The sequence below is a fragment of the Colwellia sp. RE-S-Sl-9 genome, from assembly GCF_048296855.1.
In the GTDB taxonomy this organism is placed as follows: Bacteria; Pseudomonadota; Gammaproteobacteria; order Enterobacterales; family Alteromonadaceae; genus Pseudocolwellia.
Genome location: NZ_CP182631.1, coordinates 1,400,346 through 1,418,501 on the forward strand (window position 1 = coordinate 1,400,346; position 18,156 = coordinate 1,418,501).

The 18,156-nt window shown below is 36.0% G+C and carries 17 protein-coding genes; 5 read left to right on the forward strand and 12 right to left on the reverse strand.

Translation table 11 applies throughout. The features are described 5' to 3' along the window. Positions 1-78: 78 nt before the first annotated feature. The 12 genes from ACM9HF_RS06055 to lrp form a co-directional block, all read right to left on the reverse strand. Complete coding sequence (locus ACM9HF_RS06055) at positions 79-2,880, reverse strand: DUF349 domain-containing protein (protein WP_473615686.1); 2,802 nt, start codon at positions 2,878-2,880, stop codon at positions 79-81. Beyond that, a complete protein-coding gene (locus ACM9HF_RS06060; RefSeq protein ID WP_473615690.1) occupies positions 2,877-3,152 on the reverse strand; it encodes a YeaC family protein in 276 nt (91 codons plus the stop codon). The genes ACM9HF_RS06055 and ACM9HF_RS06060 overlap by 4 nt, the downstream gene beginning before the upstream one ends. Positions 3,153-3,187: 35 nt before the next feature. Then, positions 3,188-3,514 (reverse strand): hypothetical protein, encoded by a 327-nt coding sequence (locus tag ACM9HF_RS06065; protein WP_473615693.1) that lies wholly within the window; start codon positions 3,512-3,514, stop codon positions 3,188-3,190. A 90-nt stretch (positions 3,515-3,604) separates the two neighbouring features. Then, on the reverse strand, positions 3,605-5,089 hold the full coding sequence (locus tag ACM9HF_RS06070; protein ID WP_473615697.1) for an alanine/glycine:cation symporter family protein: 1,485 nt from the start codon (positions 5,087-5,089) through the stop codon (positions 3,605-3,607). A gap of 61 nt (positions 5,090-5,150) precedes the next feature. Further along, positions 5,151-6,275, reverse strand: coding sequence for a M14 family metallopeptidase (locus ACM9HF_RS06075; protein WP_473615701.1), 1,125 nt, complete (start codon positions 6,273-6,275; stop codon positions 5,151-5,153). Positions 6,276-6,339: 64 nt separating this feature from the next. Next, positions 6,340-6,825, reverse strand: coding sequence for a TlpA disulfide reductase family protein (locus tag ACM9HF_RS06080; protein WP_473615705.1), 486 nt, complete (start codon positions 6,823-6,825; stop codon positions 6,340-6,342). A 150-nt stretch (positions 6,826-6,975) separates the two neighbouring features. Then, entirely contained in the window at positions 6,976-8,256 is a 1,281-nt protein-coding gene (gene serS / locus ACM9HF_RS06085) for a serine--tRNA ligase (protein ID WP_473615709.1), read from the reverse strand. A 17-nt stretch (positions 8,257-8,273) separates the two neighbouring features. Beyond that, entirely contained in the window at positions 8,274-8,675 is a 402-nt protein-coding gene (crcB, locus tag ACM9HF_RS06090; RefSeq protein ID WP_077337926.1) for a fluoride efflux transporter CrcB, read from the reverse strand. Then, a complete protein-coding gene (locus ACM9HF_RS06095) occupies positions 8,659-10,017 on the reverse strand; it encodes a replication-associated recombination protein A (protein ID WP_473615714.1) in 1,359 nt (452 codons plus the stop codon). Before ACM9HF_RS06095 ends, crcB begins: the two co-directional genes overlap by 17 nt. Continuing rightward, positions 10,004-10,702 (reverse strand): outer membrane lipoprotein periplasmic chaperone LolA, encoded by a 699-nt coding sequence (gene lolA / locus ACM9HF_RS06100; protein WP_473615717.1) that lies wholly within the window; start codon positions 10,700-10,702, stop codon positions 10,004-10,006. Before lolA ends, ACM9HF_RS06095 begins: the two co-directional genes overlap by 14 nt. Then, a complete protein-coding gene (locus ACM9HF_RS06105) occupies positions 10,695-13,250 on the reverse strand; it encodes a DNA translocase FtsK (protein WP_473615722.1) in 2,556 nt (851 codons plus the stop codon). The genes lolA and ACM9HF_RS06105 overlap by 8 nt, the downstream gene beginning before the upstream one ends. Positions 13,251-13,323: 73 nt before the next feature. Then, positions 13,324-13,791 (reverse strand): leucine-responsive transcriptional regulator Lrp, encoded by a 468-nt coding sequence (lrp, locus tag ACM9HF_RS06110; protein ID WP_473615726.1) that lies wholly within the window; start codon positions 13,789-13,791, stop codon positions 13,324-13,326. A gap of 153 nt (positions 13,792-13,944) precedes the next feature. Here lrp and ald point away from each other — a divergent pair, with 153 nt between their 5' ends. The 5 genes from ald (at position 13,945) to infA (ending at position 18,082) form a co-directional block, all read left to right on the forward strand. Then, entirely contained in the window at positions 13,945-15,066 is a 1,122-nt protein-coding gene (gene ald, locus ACM9HF_RS06115) for an alanine dehydrogenase (RefSeq protein WP_473615729.1), read from the forward strand. A 260-nt stretch (positions 15,067-15,326) separates the two neighbouring features. Next, entirely contained in the window at positions 15,327-16,283 is a 957-nt protein-coding gene (trxB, locus tag ACM9HF_RS06120) for a thioredoxin-disulfide reductase (protein WP_473615730.1), read from the forward strand. A 40-nt stretch (positions 16,284-16,323) separates the two neighbouring features. After that, positions 16,324-17,028 carry a leucyl/phenylalanyl-tRNA--protein transferase gene (aat, locus tag ACM9HF_RS06125; protein ID WP_473615733.1) on the forward strand — a complete coding sequence of 235 codons (705 nt, stop codon included), beginning with the start codon at positions 16,324-16,326 and terminating at the stop codon, positions 17,026-17,028. A 4-nt stretch (positions 17,029-17,032) separates the two neighbouring features. Continuing rightward, complete coding sequence (locus ACM9HF_RS06130; RefSeq protein ID WP_473615736.1) at positions 17,033-17,734, forward strand: arginyltransferase; 702 nt, start codon at positions 17,033-17,035, stop codon at positions 17,732-17,734. Positions 17,735-17,863: 129 nt separating this feature from the next. Beyond that, positions 17,864-18,082, forward strand: a complete 219-nt coding sequence (gene infA / locus ACM9HF_RS06135; RefSeq protein ID WP_011043571.1) for a translation initiation factor IF-1 — start codon at positions 17,864-17,866, stop codon at positions 18,080-18,082. The last annotated feature ends 74 nt before the right edge of the window (positions 18,083-18,156 follow it).

Consider the following 18,156-nt stretch of genomic DNA (forward strand, 5'->3'; position numbering starts at 1 on the left):
CCTATTTAAAACTTAAGTAAAATAAAAAAACCAACTCATTCGAGTTGGTTTTTTAATGTTCAATTGTTCGCTTCCCTATTAACAATAAATAGGTTTAATACGTTCTATCAAGGCTAAGTCGGTTTGATTAATAGCCCCCTTTTGTAACCACGAAATAAAGCTGGCTTGTAAATCAACAGTGTTGCCTGAAACCATTTGTTCTTGCATAAGTTTTACTTGAACTTGCATACGCTCAGCTTTGTATGTTTCTGGTGATTCTTGCCCTGCAAAAATCTCAAGCATTAAGGTGTCTTCAAGTCGATCAACCTGTTCAGACTTTTGCATAACATCTGTTAAACGTTTTTTCCAAGCCAGCGACATTTGATTAAAAGTTTCTGTTGCTTGAATCTCTTCAGCATTTGCGTCTTCTTGGGCCATGTTTTCAAGCACAGCAAAAATAGCATGCCATGTTTGTTTTTCTTTATTATCATTAATTTGATTAATTTTATCGTTAATTGCTGATATAAACGCTTCAATTTTATGTACAAACTTTTTATTAACCGGTTTAATACTGAGTGCTTGCGATAATATAGCTTGAGCATCTGATTGAGCCGTAGTTAATTCATTGATATTTTCATAGCTTTTAGTCGCAATTTGTAAATCGTTTAATTGCGTATTAAGTTGATCAAGCAGTGTTTGATGCTCGGCTTTATTAATTTCTTGTACTTCATCACGCTTTTTAAACAAGGCGTCGTTTACTGCTCTAAACTCTTTCCACAGTTTATTTTCATGCTTAACACCACTGTAACCAATGTTTTTCCACTGGTTTTGCAGATCTTTAACTGTATTTATTGCAGCAAAAATATCGTCGTTTTCTGACGCTTTAATGGCGTTTTCAATTAACGATTTTTTTAATACGGCATTATCATCATGATAAGCACGTAAACGCTTTTTAATAGGTTGTACTAGTTCATTATATTGCGCTTGAATTTCTTTATATTTACCGCGTTCAACCTCTCCAGCAGCTTGCCATTGTTGTTGAAACTTATTGAGTTGTACATCAACCTCTTTCCAGTCAACAGGTTCTTGTTCGCATGTTTGTACAAATTCTGTGATTTCGTTTAATACGGCTAATCGAGCTGACAAGTGCAACTCTCTTATTTTTTCTTGTTCTTTATAATATAAACGACACGGTGCAAATGCTTGTTCGCAGTACTCATTAAAGTCAGTATTTAATTGTCGTTCAATATCATCATCAGCATGACCTAAAGAATTCCATTTAGTTCTATATTCTTTTACTTTAGCTGCTTGGTCGTTTGGATTATCAAGTGGTGTTTTAACAAGCGCTTGTATTTCTTCTAAAAGTTCTTGTTTACGTGGTGTAGCAATATAATGCTCCCAATCACTTAACTCAGCCATTTTTTCGCTAACAGCATCAAAATCTTTTTGAATTCTACTTTTTTGCTTATCAGATAATTGCTCAAACGATTTTTCAATGCGTTTAAAAATACCAAATGCAATATTATATTTACCACCTGAAATAAAACGTTTTAACTCGTTGATTTTCTTTTGAACTTGACTAAATTGTTTTTTCTGTTCTGCGACAAAAGGCGCTAATCCGGCATTCCATGCTAAAGCGATTTCTTTTTGGGCATTAGTAATAGATTCAGGTAAAACGCCAGACGCTTGCTTCTCAACAATTTTCCATTGGCTTAACCAATCATTATAAATAGGCTGACGTTCATTAAACTCTTCATTACTGCTAGGTAAAGCTAGTTGAGATATTTTGGCGATAAGTTGAGTCGCATCCGTTACTGATTTCGCAATATTAGGAATTTGTTTCAATTTATCTTGTTGCTGTTTTAACTCGTTTGAAAAGTGCTTTTTGTCAGCGCTACTTAAAACAGATTCATTTAACTGTTGAGTAATACGAGTAAACGTTAGCTCAAATAACATTTCGTCAACTTCAGCATCTTCAAAAATAGACGTGGTTAATGATTGGTTGATTTGAGCGATTTCTTTCTCAAAAAACACTTTAGCGGCTTGTTGTTCTTCAGCCAGTTTATCAGCAATCAGCTTTTGTTGATAAGCTTCAGCTTTTGGCGCAAATATTTTATCTAGCTGTGTTTCAATAGTGGCGTGCTTAGTTATAAACACGTCTTTTTCTTGCTCAGTTAAACAATCAAATTCACTTGATAGACTTTGCCATTCAGCCAGTAATTCTTCTTTTTTACTTAACATAACACCGTAATCAGCTACGTCAGTTAATGCTAAAAATTTAGATAAATTTAATTGTGTTTTTTTACTAAGGGCTTTCGGTAATTCTAATAGACGATCAATTTCAGCTATTTTATTATTAATTTCTGCGGTAATTTCTTCGTTACAGGCTTTTTTAGCGAGTTTTTCAAATTGCGATTTATCAGTGACTTTTTCTAATAAATAACGTTGAATAGCAAGTTGTGGCTTTTGAGTAAAAACAGACGTTAACAGTTGTGGCTTGTTAATTTTTTCATATAAAGCGATAACTAGTTTTTCATTTGTTTCTGTGGTTAACCATGCTTCCAATCCTGCTAAACTTTTTACGGTTTGAATATACTTTAACTTTCTTTCGTCTGATAACGTTATTTGATGATTACCCGAAAGTATTTTAGTGACTTGCTTTTGTGCGTATTCTTTTACTTTTTTATTGCTGTTGTTATCACTTTCATTTAGCCAAAGGTCGAAATCGGCTAACTTAATTAATGCGGTGCGCCTAACTAGCTCGTTTTCATCTTGCTGAGCTAAATTGATGAGAATGTTTTTATCTTCAGGGTTGGCTATATTTAAATCACTTATAGCGGTTATACGTACGTTACTGTCTTTGTGTTGCCATTTTGCTTTAAAAAACTTCGAAAAAATCATATATCAGAAAACCTAGCAATATTATTTTGGTCGGAAAACGCTTCTTTAAGTTCACGTTTAGTTTTTGTTACTATTTCACCATTAGCACCGATTGTTAGCATTTCATCAGAGTTTAAGTGTTTAGCTTGATAGGCCATTACTATTTGTAGTGACGAATCTCGTTGGGCTTGATCTACTTTGGTACCTTCTGGCCACTTACCTGTTTCTGCGGCATGTTTTAATCGTAAATACATGCTTTCATCCATATTTTCAACAAGCTGTATAATATTCATAATTTTACTCTGCTAGATGTTATTAATCGTTAACGCTATTTGCTACGTTTTAAAAGAAGAAGTCTTACGCGAGTTACAAGATAAAGAATAAAGCCAAGTACTGTACTTGCTATAGACCCTATATATTCGATGGTACCTGGTTGCGCATCTTTTAAATAAAAGAATAAAAAACCACCACAAAATAACAACATTGCAATAAAAGAATGTGTCATTAATTTTTGTTGCTGTTTAATAGCATTGGTTTGTTTTAGAAGGGCTAATTTAGATTGATCGATACCGGCTATTTCAATACTACAATGAGTACAGGTTTTTGCTTTATCTGATATCTTTTTTTTACAACTAGGACAATTAATAACGGCCATAATAATCTCACACAATAAATACCCGTGTATTCTACAAAAAAAAACGCCCTAGTGGGCGTTTAATTTAAAGATTTTGAGTTATTTCCTCGATTATTTTTTTAATCTATCTTCCCAAAATTTAGCATTTTTGATTCCTAGCTTTATTGGATCAAATGTGTAATTTTCGACACCCGCCTTTTTTTGTTTTTCATAATCTTTTAATGCTTTAATTGCAGGCTTAGCAATAAAAAACATAACAATAATACCAATAATATTTAACCAAGCCATGAGCCCTACACCTACATCGCCCATCCCCCATGCAACATCAGCAGCTTTTATGGTTCCGTAAAAGGTTGCTGACATAATAAGTACTTTTAACATAAAAGTTAAACCTGGGATTTTTAAGGTGCGTTCAATGTAAACTACATTGTTTTCAGCAATAAAATAATAAGCCAGTAAGGTCGTAAACGCGAAGAAGAATAAGGCTAAGGCAATAAATGGCTTACCTATTCCTTTAAACATACTTTCTACTGCAATTTGAGTAAATGCCGGACTATTCGCGGCAATGTCGCCAGCAATGTTTTGCACGATAAAACTTGTTTCACCTTCAAGTTTTACATTGTACGACTGTGTAATAAGGATCATAAAGGCAGTGGCTGAACAAACAAAAATAGTATCTACATAAACAGAAAATGATTGTACTAAACCTTGTTGTGCGGGATGCTGAACTTCAGCTGCTGCAGCGGCATGAGGACCTGTACCTTGCCCTGCTTCATTAGAATAAACACCACGTTTGACACCCCAACCAATTGCAGCACCAACGCCAGCCATAGGAGAAAAGGCATCGTTAATAATGAGCATAAAAATACTAGGTAATCTATCAATATGTAGTGCAATAATAATACAGGCGATAATAATGTAGGCAAAAGCCATAAAAGGAACAACAACTTGGGTAAAGTTAGCAATACGTTTAATACCACCAAATATAATAAAACCAAGCAATATAACGATAGCTGTTGCGGTGATTAATTTAGTCAATGCTATGTCACCAAAAAACGTGCTTAACATGTCTCCTTTACCAAAAACCATAACGGCAGCTTCGCCAAGACTATTTGACTGCACTGTAGGAAGTAACGCACCACAAGCTAAAATGGTTGATAAAGCAAATAACCAAGCGTACCACTTTTGTCCTGTAGCTTTTTCAATATAGTAAGCTGGGCCACCACGATAAACACCGTTAACTTCTTCTTTATAAATTTGAGCGTTGGCTGATTCTATATAGGCTGTAGAAGCACCAAAAAAGGCAACAACCCACATCCAAAAAACAGCACCAGGGCCACCAAAACCAATAGCGGCAGCAACCCCTGCAATATTACCCGTTCCTACTCGGCCAGATAACGAAACAGCTAATGCTTGAAACGATGAAATACCTTTTTTCGAACTTTTACCTGTAACGAGTAAACGCCACATTTCTTTAATTTGTCGAACTTGTACAAAACGTGTAACTATGGAGAAAAAAACACCTGCGCCTAAACATAAATAAATTAACGCGGGGCTCCAAATAAAACTATTAAGTGTATTCACTAATTCTTGCACTGAGTTCTCCTACTCTTTTATCATTATTATTTTTAAGTTAACCGCGTTATGTTTTTACAATTTATACATCGCTAATAACGTGATGAATAGCCGTTAAAAAATCACGACCAAATAAACTACTACGTTCATCAGACCAACCAACGCTGTAATCGGGCAGTAATTCATTGTCTTTAAAAGGCATTTCAACAGTATAGGCTAAACATTTAAATTGTTCTCCTACCCAATTTGAAGCAAGTGTTAAATTAGCTTCGCCAGGTGCATCTTTGGAATAACCTATATCGTCTTGAAATTCAGGTGTAATGGCCAACAATATTTGCTTAAATTTATCTTCTAGATTTTTCAAGCGTTCATCGTAAGACGGAATACCTTCAGAACCTGAAACAAAATTAAACGGTAGGGCTTCATCTCCATGTATATCTAAATGAAGATCTACGCCTGTTTCTAACATTCTTTCTCGAACTAAGTACACTTCAGGACTATTTTCTAAAGAAGGGTTTTGCCATTCTCTATTTAAGTTAACGCCTGCAGCATTGGTTCGTAAATGCCCTCTTACGCCTCCATCAGGATTCATATTAGGCACAAGATAAAATACCGCTTTATTTAACAAAGAGCGAGCAACTCCATCGTCTTCATCAAGCAATCTATCGATAAAACCTTCCATAAACCACTCAGCCATCGTTTCACCTGGGTGTTGTCTGGCAGTGATCCATACTTTTTTCTTCTCATCACTCGGTTCACCAACAACAAGTAGTGACATGTCGCGACCATCTAATGTTTGCCCTAATACGTCTAGTTGACAATCTATGTCTAATTGCGCGGTATGAATAAGATCTTGATGGCGCTCATAACTATAAGGACAAAAATAAGCAAAATACACGGAATCAAATTCAGGTGTTAACGTGATCGTTAATTGCTCTCCATCATAAGTGGTAGGTACTCGAAACCATTCTTGACGATCATAAGACGCAACCGCTTGATAACCTTCCCAACCTTTTACGTAGGCTGACTGGCTTGCATTTATAATATTAAGAATATGTTCACAACGGTTGGTGTTGTGTAACTTAAAATGAAACCACTGAAAAAACTCTGACTGATTATCTTTTTTGATTTCTAACTGAATATTTGACGGGTTTGATGCTTGAACAACGTGAATATTTCCACTATCGAAATTTGATGTGATTTGCATAACATATAAGCTTTTGAAATCTAGAAAGCATAAGTGTACACAATCACATCTCAGATCAAAAGATCTAAAGCGTACGTAAATACATTCCTATTTTTGAAGAGTAACCTAGTGACTTTTCTACCACGTTATTATTTTCATCTATAACATAGTAACTAGGATAAGCACTTATACTAAACTGCTGTTTAATTTCTTCATTTCCTAATACGATTGGGAATGTTAGCTCGTGTTGGCTGGCGAAGTCTCTTACTTCTTGTATATCCATAAAGTCCAAGGCTACCGCTACTACATTCATGTCTTGGTTTTCTAAATAAAACTCCTCAAGGTTTTCGATACTAAAATGACAAACCTGACACCAAGGAGCAAAAAAATAAATTATCGTTTTTTTGTCTTTAACCAATAGTTGAATTTTATCATTCATTAATGTGGTGAATATTTGAGGTTCTGGTGATAACTGTGTTTCAGTAGACAACATAGATGTTGCCCTAAACCACGAGATAACATTAAAAATAATAACAAAAATTGCAACTTGTATAGCAAGGCTACGGATCACTCTGACACTCCTTTAAAACGATATACAGGATAAGACCCTCAATTTAACAATATTATTCTTTAATTTTTTAAATATCTCTTAAAACACTCCCTAAAACAAAAAATCCGATGATAAACATCGGATTTTTAACGGTTAAAAATGTAGGTTAAATTACCCTATGCTTTTTAAACCTTTCATGTAAGGTTGAAGTACTTCTGGAATAGCAACACTGCCATCTGCTTGTTGGTAGTTTTCTAATACGGCCACTAACGTACGACCAACAGCTAAACCTGAACCATTTAAGGTATGAACAAGTTCTGGTTTCTTAGAGTCTGCACTTCTGTAACGTGCTTGCATACGACGTGCTTGGAAGTCACCCATGTTTGAACATGATGAAATTTCACGGTACGTATTTTGTGCTGGCAACCATACTTCAATATCAAAGGTTTTAGTTGCACTAAAACCAATATCGCCCGTACATAAAACAACAGTACGGTATGGTAAACCTAGTTTTTCAAGAATGGCTTCAGCATGACCTGTCAGTTTTTCTAATGCTTCAAAAGAATCTTCTGGCTTAACGATTTGAACCATTTCAACTTTGTCGAATTGATGCTGACGGATAAGTCCTCGAATGTCTCTTCCGTATGAACCTGCTTCACTTCTAAAACATGGTGTATGTGCGCACATTTTAATAGGTAAGTCAGCTTCTTCAACAATTTCGTCTCTAACTAAGTTAGTTAACGGAACTTCTGCGGTAGGAATAAGCGAAAACGTTTTATTATTTAACTCTGTATGGAATAAGTCTTCACCAAATTTAGGTAACTGACCTGTGCCAAAAAGTGAATCATGGTTAACTAAATAAGGTACGTACATTTCTTCGTAGCCATGCTCTTCACTGTGTGTGTCTAACATAAACTGGGCTAACGCACGGTGTAATTTAGCTATTTGTCCGCGCATTACCGCAAAACGTGTTCCTGCTAGTTTAGCACCACTTTCAAAATCTAAACCTTTATCCATTGCGCCAGCGACATCAACATGGTCTTTAACTTCAAAATCAAATTCACGCGGTGTACCCCAACGTTTAATTTCAACGTTATCGTCTTCAGATTTACCTTGTGGTACTGATTCATGAATTAGGTTGGGTACTGCTGCCACAATATCATTAATTTGTTGCAGGATTTTATTTTGTTCTTCTTTAGCGGCTTCAAGTTCATCACCTAATTGGCTTACTTCAGCTAATAAAGGCTGAATGTCTTCGCCACGCGCTTTCGCTTGTCCAATCGATTTTGAACGAGTATTACGTTGGTTTTGTAAATCTTGAGTTTTAACCTGTATTTCTTTACGTGTTGCTTCAAGGTTCGACAAAGTTACTGTATCTAACTGATAACCACGTAAAGCTAATAATTCAGCTGTTTTTTCAATATCTGTTCTAAATAATTTTGGATCTAGCATGAGGAGTCACGTTTTCTTTATTTGTTAAAAATGGAGACAAGGAACATGCCTAATGCTGCAGCTAATATACATAAGCCAACATTAAGAAAAATATTCATTATCGCTTTAAAATAATCACCTTGTTGCAATATTAATAAGGTGTCTAATGAGAATGTTGAAAAAGTGGTAAAAGCACCTAAAAACCCAATACCAATAAGGGTTCTATAAACAGTTACTTCAATTACACCTTGTTCGATTAACCCGTATAACACTCCCATAACAAGAGAACCCGAAATATTAACCGCCAGCGTTGCAAAAGGGAATCCTTTTCCGCCCAAATTCAAAATTAATTGATAAACAAAAAACCGTAAACTGGCGCCACAAGCTCCACCTAATGCTACAAAAATATAAAGGCTTAAATTACTAATACCGCTGGTCATTACTATTCCTGTTAAGTGTATTTAAATAGTTAAGTTTTTCTTTGAGTTGTTTTTCTAAACCGCGATCTGTTGGTTCATATAGTTTTGTATCTGCAATTTCAGGAGGTAAATAACATTCGCCAGCAGCAAAAGCATTCTCCTCGTTATGAGCATATCGGTATTCCGCGCCATGTCCCAACTCTTTGGTTATTGAGCTAGTGGCATTTTTTAGATGAAAAGGTACATCAAGGTCTGAGGTCGCTTTTGCTAGTTCTTTCGCCTTACTAAAAGCCATATATACCGCATTACTCTTGGGAGCTAACGCCATGTAAACGGCAGCTTGTGCAATCGCCCGTTCACCTTCACTTGGACCAACGCGATGAAAAGTATCCCATGCATTAATGGCCAATTGCATAGCACGTGGATCCGCATTACCAATATCTTCACTCGCAATAGCAAGCAAGCGTCTTGCTACATATAACGGATCGCCGCCACCCGTTAAAATTCTTGCATACCAATATAAAGCGGCATCAGGATCTGAGCCTCGAACGGATTTATGAAAGGCACTAATTAAGTCATAAAAAGCATCGCCACCTTTGTCGTACATGGCAATTTTATCGCCAGCGACTTTAATAACCGTTTCTATATTAATACGTTTTTCTTGGTTAACAGTTTCAATAACTTCTAAACAATTTTCAAATAGATTAAGTAAACGTCTTGCATCGCCACTTGCACTAGCAAAAAGTTGTTTTTTTGCACCTTCGTCAATATTAATTTTTAAACTACCAGCAGCACTATTTTCTTCAAACTGTATAGCTTTAGTTAATACTACCGCTAAGTTTTCTAAAGAGAGTTTTTTAAGGGTATAAACCCTCGCTCGAGATAAAACCGCTTGGTTTAATTCAAACGCAGGATTTTCAGTTGTCGCACCAATAAAAATTATAGTACCGTCTTCAATGTGTGGTAGAAAAGCATCTTGCTGACTTTTATTAAAACGATGAACTTCATCAACAAACAACACGGTTCTTTTTTGTTGATGAATAGCACGCTGTTTAGCACTATCAATAGCTTGACGAATTTCTTTAATACCAGAAGTTACCGCAGACACGCGTTCAATTTCAGCATTTGAATGGCTTGCTATAATTTCAGCGAGTGTCGTTTTACCTGTGCCAGGTGGGCCCCAAAATATTAGGGAATGACAACGACCTTGCTCAATAGCAAGTCGTAAAGGCATTCCCATACCTAATATATGTTCTTGACCAACATAATCGGCTAGGGTTTTAGGTCGTAATTTAGCAGCAAGAGGAAGAAATTGAGGATCTTCATCAAAACTTAAATCAAGCGTACCATTAGCGCTGGTCATCTAAATGAGCGCCCTCAGGAATAGTAAAAGTAAAAAGTGAAGGAGCTAAATCAGGTGATAAATTTACGTTTTTAAGTAAAACTTTACTTAACTGCCCCGTTACATCCAGAAAGGTAAAACCAGTTAATTCACTTTGATCATTAAAATTAATTTCTAATGTTGTAATACGGCTATTCACGTCATTTGCATGTATAACGTAGTTGTTTTTAGATGTACGGCTAACAGAGTATTGTTCCCATAAAGATTCATTATTGGTTGTGATCAATAAAATTGGTGTATTAGCTATTGCGCCATCGAGTTTATAGGCGGTTACTTGCTCGATAAATGGGTCAAATAAGAATATAGATTTACCGTCAGATACAATAAGAGACTCGTCTGGCGAGGTGGTATTCCAATGTACAAGGTTAGGACGTTTAACAGCTAAATCGCCTCCTCCACGCTGTAATACATTACCAGCATTATCAATAACCTCTTGTTCAAACAAGGCGCTGAATTGATTAATTCGACTTAACTTATTTATTAATTCACTTTTATATTCTTGTGAAGTATTCGCAATAATATGACTTATATTATTGTTTTCTGTAATGGGTGTGTTCATATCAGCAGCTAAGCTTGGCAGTGCTGAAAAGCTACCTAAGGAAAAAGTTAACAGCGCAGTTGATATTACTTGATGTTTTTTAGTCATTATCGAAATCCTTAATAGGAGGTGGAGCTAATACTTCTCGAGCGCCATTGTTACCAGGAGTAGTAACAATGCCTTGAGTTTCCATTTGTTCAACTATACGAGCAGCTCGGTTATAACCAATTCTAAACTTGCGTTGTACGCTTGAAATAGACACTCGACGTGTTTCAGTTACAAAATTAACTGCTTCATCAAATATGGTATCAAGCTCTTCTTCTTCACTACCTTCTGAAACTTCACCGGGCAATAAAATTTCTTGCTCGCTACCGCCTGACAGAATATCTTCAATATAATTAGGCTCTGCTCTTGATTTCCAATCACTAACCACTGCATGTACTTCATGGTCATCAACAAAAGCGCCATGTACTCGAATGGGTACAGCTTCACCTGGCGGTAAATAAAACATATCACCCATTCCCAAGAGTTGATCTGCGCCTTGTTGATCTAAAATGATGCGCGACTCTATTCTAGATTGAACTCTTAGCGCCATACGCGTTGGAATATTGGCTTTAATTAACCCTGTAATAACATCAGCAGATGGACGTTGTGTCGCTAGAATTAAATGAATACCTGCAGCACGTGCCTTTTGTGCAATACGGGCAATAAGTTCTTCAACTTTTTTACCTACTATCATCATCATGTCAGCAAACTCATCAACAATAATTACAATTGACGGCAGTCTTGTTAATAAGGGGGGGGTTTGGCTAAAGGCATCCTTAGGTTCCCATAAAGGATCAATTAACGGTTCACCAGCCTCTATCGCCTTAACAACTTTAGCGTTATAACCTTTAAGATTTCTGACACCAAGCTTTGACATTAACTGATAACGTCGCTCCATTTCTCCTACACACCAACGCAGCGCATTTGCTGCTTCTTTCATGTCAGTAACTACCTCAGATAATAAATGAGGTATACCGTCGTATACTGATAATTCTACTTGCTTGGGATCTATCATGATCATACGTACATCTTCAGGCGAAGCTTTATATAAAATACTGACAATCATGGTGTTAACTGCAACAGATTTACCTGAGCCTGTGGTACCCGCAACGAGTAGATGTGGCATTTTAGCTAGATCAGCAATAACCGGCTCTCCTGATATATCACTACCAATAGCCATCGCCAATTTTGAGCTTGACTCAGAGAATTTTTCACAAGAAATAACGTCGGCAAAGAATACGGTTTCACGGTGTTTGTTCGGTAATTCGATACCGATCACAGACTTACCTTCGATCACTTCAACAACGCGAACACTTTTTGCTGATAGCGACCGAGCTAAATCTTTCGATAAGTTGGTAATTTTGCTGGCTTTAACGCCTGGGGCTAAATTCAATTCAAACCGGGTAATCACCGGTCCAGGGAAAACACCAACCACTTCGGCTATAATGCCAAACTCAAGTAACTTTTCTTCGACTAAGCGAGAAACTCGATCGAGTTGTTCTTGATCAATGGGGTGTTTGGCACGGTCTGGGCGATCTAATAAGTCAAGTCCAGGCATTCCTTTGTACTTGTCTTCTATTTCTGTAGATGGCGATTGAACTGCTGGCTTAGTGGAAACAGGTATTACTATCTTTTCAACATCTTCAAACGCTGCTGTTATTTCTTCTTCATTAACATGTTCTTGTACGTTAATGGCTAACGGCTCACCCATAATGTCGTTAATATCAACAAAAGGTTCTAATTCATCATCCAATTGAAAAGGAATATCGTTTTCGCTTGGGTTAATTAAATTTTGATCGTTTTGAGTAGAAAGCGAGGAAAATGCATGTTCAACATCATTTTGGTTAGATGTCGTTGTTACAGGTTCTTTCTTAGCGGTAATTTTAGCAGCAACATCGGTAAACTTTTGTTTTATGCTTGAGGTTTTACTGACACTTTCTTCTTCAGGTTTAGACTGTTCAGGTTCTACTTTTGGTTGTTCTTCAGTATTAGAGGTACCAAAATTTTCTTTCAATAAATGAGGAAGGTTAACAAGATATTGCATACCTCGTATGGTGTACGAGCCAATCATATCAACAAAGGCTAATAGTGAAAATCCCGTTAATAGAACAAACCCCGTCCCACAAAGTAACAAGAAAATTAATGTACTACCCACAAATGAAAAATAAGGTAAAAAGGTATTACTCAGTACATCACCAATAATTCCGCCTGCTGAAAAATAAAATATATCATCAAAATTCATACTCGCTATTGAGGTAATACCTACATAAAGCAGAATAAAACCGACAAACTTTAGACCCAAAGTTAAGTAATCAAGCTGCATTAATTTATGATATTTTTGAAAGATCAACCAGCCCGTAATAGCAATAACAAAAGGTAAACTATAAGCGACAACACCAAATAGGTTTAATAATAAATCAGATAAGTAGGCACCTACAGCGCCCCCCATATTACGAATAGCTGTTTGATAACCTGTTTGTGCCCAGCCAGGATCAGCCGAATCAAATGTAAACAAGATAAGCATCATGTACATAGCGAAAACACATGAAACTAATAATCCAGCTTCAAGTAGGCGTTGAACACCGTTTAATTTAGAAGATTCTTGAGACAATATATCTACCATGAAAAATTGAAGAATTTAATACCTTATAAAATAACAAAATATTGCACGCAATAACATTATTTTAGCGTTTAATTGGTAACACATTGTTAGCTTTTACTTCTTCCATAACAACATATGTACGACTTTCGCTCACAGACGGTAACCTAAGTAATGTTTCACCGAGTAATTCTCTGTAGGCTGACATGTCTTTTACGCGCGTTTTAAGTAAAAAGTCAAAGTCGCCTGAAACAAGATGACATTCTTGAATAACCTCTAAACTCTGGACAGATTTAGAAAAATCACTAAACACATCAGGACTCGTTTTTGTTAATGTTATTTCAACAAATACCAGTAAAGCCGAATCTAAAAGTTCGTGATTTAATGTTGCTCTATATCCAGTTATAAATTTATCAGCTTCTAATCGCTTTACTCTTTCAAGACATGGCGTTGGACTTAACCCTACTTTTTTTGATAAATCTATATTAGATAAACGGCCATTTTTTTGTAATTCAAATAAGATATTTTTGTCAATACGATCTAGCTTTTTCATCCACTTCTCTTAAACGATATTTTCATCTAAAAATAACAATAAAAATAGCATAATACACTAGAAAAAATAAAACAACGAAATAATATCTCCTTAAAATAGAATTATACTAGCGTTAAATAAAACCCTATAAAAATACAATTAGAGAAAGCAATTATGATTATCGGTGTACCTAAAGAAATTAAAAACCACGAGTACCGTATTGGCCTTACGCCTGCTGGTGTAAAAGAGCTGACAGTAAATGGACATAGTGTTCTCGTTGAAAGTAACGGTGGTGCTGCCATCGGTTTTGAAAACGAGCAATATATTATTGCTGGCGCAAAAATCATTGATACTGCAGAAGAAATTTTTGCTACTGCAGATATGATCATTAAAGTAAAAGAACCTCAACCTAATGAATGTAAAATGCTTCGTCCTGGCCAAGTATTATTTACTTATTTACATTTAGCTCCTGATCCAAAACAAACAGAATTACTCATAGCTTCTGGCGCTACCTGTATAGCTTACGAAACAGTAACAGCAGCTACAGGTGGTTTACCTTTATTAGCACCTATGTCTGAAGTAGCAGGTCGTATGTCTATTCAAGCAGGTGCTCATGCCCTTGAAAAAGCACAAGGTGGTTTAGGTGCTTTATTAGGTGGTGTTCCGGGTGTTGCTCCTGCAAAAGTTTTAATTGTTGGTGGTGGTGTAGTAGGAACTCAAGCTGCTCGTATGGCTATAGGTATGGGTGCTGATGTTACTATTCTAGATCGTTCACTTCCACGTTTACGTCAACTAGATGTTGAATTTGATGGTCGATTAAAAACAGTTTACTCAACAGCTGATGCAATGGACCAGCTAATTGTAGAAGCTGACTTGGTGATTGGTGCAGTATTAATACCAGGCGCAGCAGCTCCAAAATTAGTTACCGCGCAACACATCAAAATGATGAAAAAAGGCGCTGTTGTTGTAGATGTTGCAATTGACCAAGGTGGTTGTTTCGAAACATCAAAAGCAACCACTCATCAAGATCCAACCTATGTAGTTGACGATGTTGTACATTATTGTGTAGCAAACATGCCTGGTGGCGTAGCACGCACGTCAACAATGGCATTAACAAATGCAACTATGCCGTTTGCTGTTACTTTAGCAAATAAAGGTGCAAAACAAGCGATGCTTGATGATGTTCATCTTATGAATGGTTTAAATGTTTTAGGTGGTAAAATCACTTACAAGCCAGTAGCTGATGTATTAGGTTATGACTACGTAGCACCTGAAGACGCAATTGCTACTTTATAAAATATTGTCGCTTGATTTATAAAAGGTCGAGCAAATAAATATAATTTAAAGCGCTATTAGCATTGAGTTAATAGCGCTTTTTTAATATATGATAAAGAGGTAACAACGCCTATCACTCATTCTTTTGTAAAAAGATACCTACACTTTATAACTTTTGATGCATTTTTTTAAATAAAAGTTAGTTGCCCTATTGATATAATCCCTTAAAATCCCAATTACTAACTAAAGTAAGTTATTCATTTCATCTATTGGAGTACACCATGAGCGAAACCAGACATTGTCCATTACTTATCCTAGGCTCAGGACCTGCTGGCTACACGGCTGCAGTTTATGCCGCACGAGCAAATTTAAAACCTGTAATGATCACTGGTATGCAACAAGGTGGACAGTTAACAACAACAACAGAAGTTGAAAACTGGCCTGGAGATGCAGACGATCTTACCGGCCCTGCACTTATGGAACGTATGCAAAAACATGCAGAAAAATTTGATACTGAAATTGTTTTTGATCATATCAACGAAGTAGATTTCAGTGAACGTCCTTTTAAATTAAAAGGTGACACGGCTTCTTACACTTGTGATGCTTTAATTATTTGTACAGGTGCTTCAGCTCAATATCTAGGTTTACCTTCTGAAGAAGCTTTTATGGGTAAAGGTGTTTCAGCTTGTGCTACATGTGACGGATTTTTTTACCGTAACCAAAAAGTTGCTGTTGTTGGTGGTGGCAATACTGCTGTTGAAGAAGCTTTATATTTAGCGAACATCGCTTCAGAAGTACATTTAGTGCATAGACGTGATACTTTCCGTTCTGAAAAAATTCTTGCTGACCGTTTATATAAAAAAGTGGAAGAAGGCAAAATTATTCTACATTTAGATCGTACCCTAGATGAAGTACTAGGTAATGATATGGGCGTAACAGGTATTAGATTAAAAGATACAAAATCTGATAAAACTGAAGATCTTGAAGTAATGGGCACATTCATTGCTATTGGACATAAACCTAATACTGATATATTTAAAGACCAGTTAGCAATGAAAGATGGCTACTTAACTATTCAAAGTGGTACTTCAGGCAACGCAACACAAACAAGTGTTGAAGGTGTTTTTGCTGCGGGTGATGTTGCAGATCATATTTATCGTCAAGCCATTACGTCTGCGGGTGCTGGCTGTATGGCTGCATTAGATGCTGAACGTTATTTAGATGCTAAAAATTCTTAATTCTTAGCATTTTTAAACGAATAACAATAAGTCTATTAAAATGAGCCAAACTCTTGAATTACTTAACAGTGAGAGTTTGGTCTTCCCTCCTCTACACCAAGCCCTTACAGAACCTAATGGATTACTTGCCTTTGGCGGAGATTTAAGTGTTGAGCGTTTATGCAGCGCTTACAAACACGGTGTATTTCCTTGGTATTCTGATCATGATCCAATCATGTGGTGGAGTCCCGATCCTAGAGCTATAATTACTACAACAACCATTAAAATAAATCGCACGTTAAGAAAAGTTTTAAAACAAAAAAATTATAGCGTTTCAATCAACAAAGCTTTTAACGAGGTTATTAACCTTTGTGCACACGCCCCTTTTAGAAAAGAAGATACGTGGATTGTTACCGACATGATTAATGCTTATAAACAATTACACAGACAAGGACATGCGCATAGTATTGAGGTATGGCAAAACAATGAATTAGTGGGTGGTTTATATGGCGTAGCGATTAATGGCTATTTTTCTGGCGAGTCAATGTTTTATAAAGTCAGTAATGCTTCAAAAATAGCCCTTGTAACACTTGCTAAGCATTTAGAGAGCATTAATATAAGCATGATAGACTGTCAGTTATTAAATCCGTTTTTAGCAGATATGGGCTGTATTGAAGTGTCTAGAGAGTATTTTATTAAACAACAACAAAAACACTTATCTATGAATATTCCTCACGATTTTTGGCTACCAAAAGAAATAGAGTAGTAATATGGCTAATGACTATCAATTCGGGATCACTCAATCTTTTCCCTGTAATTATTTACCTGATGAAGAAGAACGTCTGCTCGTTGCGGTAGATGAACGCTTACATAACACTGAACAATACTCTTGGTTAATGGCAAACGGCTTTAGACGAAGCAGCGACCAAATATATCGTCCTCATTGCATAAATTGTAATGCCTGTAAATCAATTCGATTAATTAGCCAAGATTTTAAACCATCAAAAAGTCAAAAACGTTTATTTAATAAAAACAAAGCTTATATATTGAAAGTATCTCATGAGCCTAAAGACATTTATTATGAGCTTTACGAAAACTACATAAATACCATACATCATGACGGTAGTATGTTTCCGGCAACAATCACTCAATACGAAACCTTCACAAAAAGTAGTGTGTCTGAGCAATTATTTATTGAGACATGGGATGACGACATACTTATTTCAGTTGCAGTTACCGATATTCTCACTGATGGCTTATCTGCCGTTTATACTTTTTATCATCCTGATTACCGTTCAAAAGGTTTGGGTGTATTTTCAATACTCAATCAAATCAAATTAAGTAACGAATACAACAAAAGATTTTTATATTTGGGTTATCAAATTGATAGCTGCCAAAAAATGAATTATAAAAATAAATACTTCCCATACCAAGAATTAATCAATAATACTTGGATTACAACAAATAAATAGCACATTTACTTTACTTTAGGCGCTCAATTCGGCATCATCTGCGCAGCTTTTTATTCATCATTAATTACACCGTTTAGAATTTTATACATTGCAATTAACGGTAGATCAACTTTAGAGGTTTTACGCCCAATGGCGAAAGAAGAAAATATTGAAATGCAAGGCACTGTTTTAGATACATTGCCAAATACGATGTTCAGAGTTGAACTAGAAAATGGCCATGTGGTTACTGCACACATTTCTGGTAAAATGCGCAAAAATTATATCCGTATACTTACGGGTGATAAAGTTACTGTTGAGTTAACTCCATACGATTTATCTAAAGGTCGTATTATCTTCCGCGCAAGATAATAACTTTATAAAACCAACAAAAAACCCAGCTGATTACAACTGGGTTTTTTTATGTCTTTAATATTACAAATACC

Bases quoted from the DNA above. Each gene is read 5' to 3' on its own strand.
- ACM9HF_RS06055 (WP_473615686.1), bottom strand. From the start codon at position 2,880: ATGATTTTTTCGAAGTTTTTTAAAGCAAAATGGCAACACAAAGACAGT.
- ACM9HF_RS06060 (WP_473615690.1), bottom strand. From the start codon at position 3,152: ATGAATATTATACAGCTTGTTGAAAATATGGATGAAAGCATGTATTTA.
- ACM9HF_RS06065 (WP_473615693.1), bottom strand. From the start codon at position 3,514: ATGGCCGTTATTAATTGTCCTAGTTGTAAAAAAAAGATATCAGATAAA.
- ACM9HF_RS06075 (WP_473615701.1), bottom strand. From the start codon at position 6,275: ATGCAAATCACATCAAATTTCGATAGTGGAAATATTCACGTTGTTCAA.
- serS (WP_473615709.1), bottom strand. From the start codon at position 8,256: ATGCTAGATCCAAAATTATTTAGAACAGATATTGAAAAAACAGCTGAA.
- crcB (WP_077337926.1), bottom strand. From the start codon at position 8,675: ATGACCAGCGGTATTAGTAATTTAAGCCTTTATATTTTTGTAGCATTA.
- ACM9HF_RS06095 (WP_473615714.1), bottom strand. From the start codon at position 10,017: ATGACCAGCGCTAATGGTACGCTTGATTTAAGTTTTGATGAAGATCCT.
- lolA (WP_473615717.1), bottom strand. From the start codon at position 10,702: ATGACTAAAAAACATCAAGTAATATCAACTGCGCTGTTAACTTTTTCC.
- lrp (WP_473615726.1), bottom strand. From the start codon at position 13,791: ATGAAAAAGCTAGATCGTATTGACAAAAATATCTTATTTGAATTACAA.
- ald (WP_473615729.1), top strand. From the start codon at position 13,945: ATGATTATCGGTGTACCTAAAGAAATTAAAAACCACGAGTACCGTATT.
- trxB (WP_473615730.1), top strand. From the start codon at position 15,327: ATGAGCGAAACCAGACATTGTCCATTACTTATCCTAGGCTCAGGACCT.
- aat (WP_473615733.1), top strand. From the start codon at position 16,324: ATGAGCCAAACTCTTGAATTACTTAACAGTGAGAGTTTGGTCTTCCCT.
- ACM9HF_RS06130 (WP_473615736.1), top strand. From the start codon at position 17,033: ATGGCTAATGACTATCAATTCGGGATCACTCAATCTTTTCCCTGTAAT.
- infA (WP_011043571.1), top strand. From the start codon at position 17,864: ATGGCGAAAGAAGAAAATATTGAAATGCAAGGCACTGTTTTAGATACA.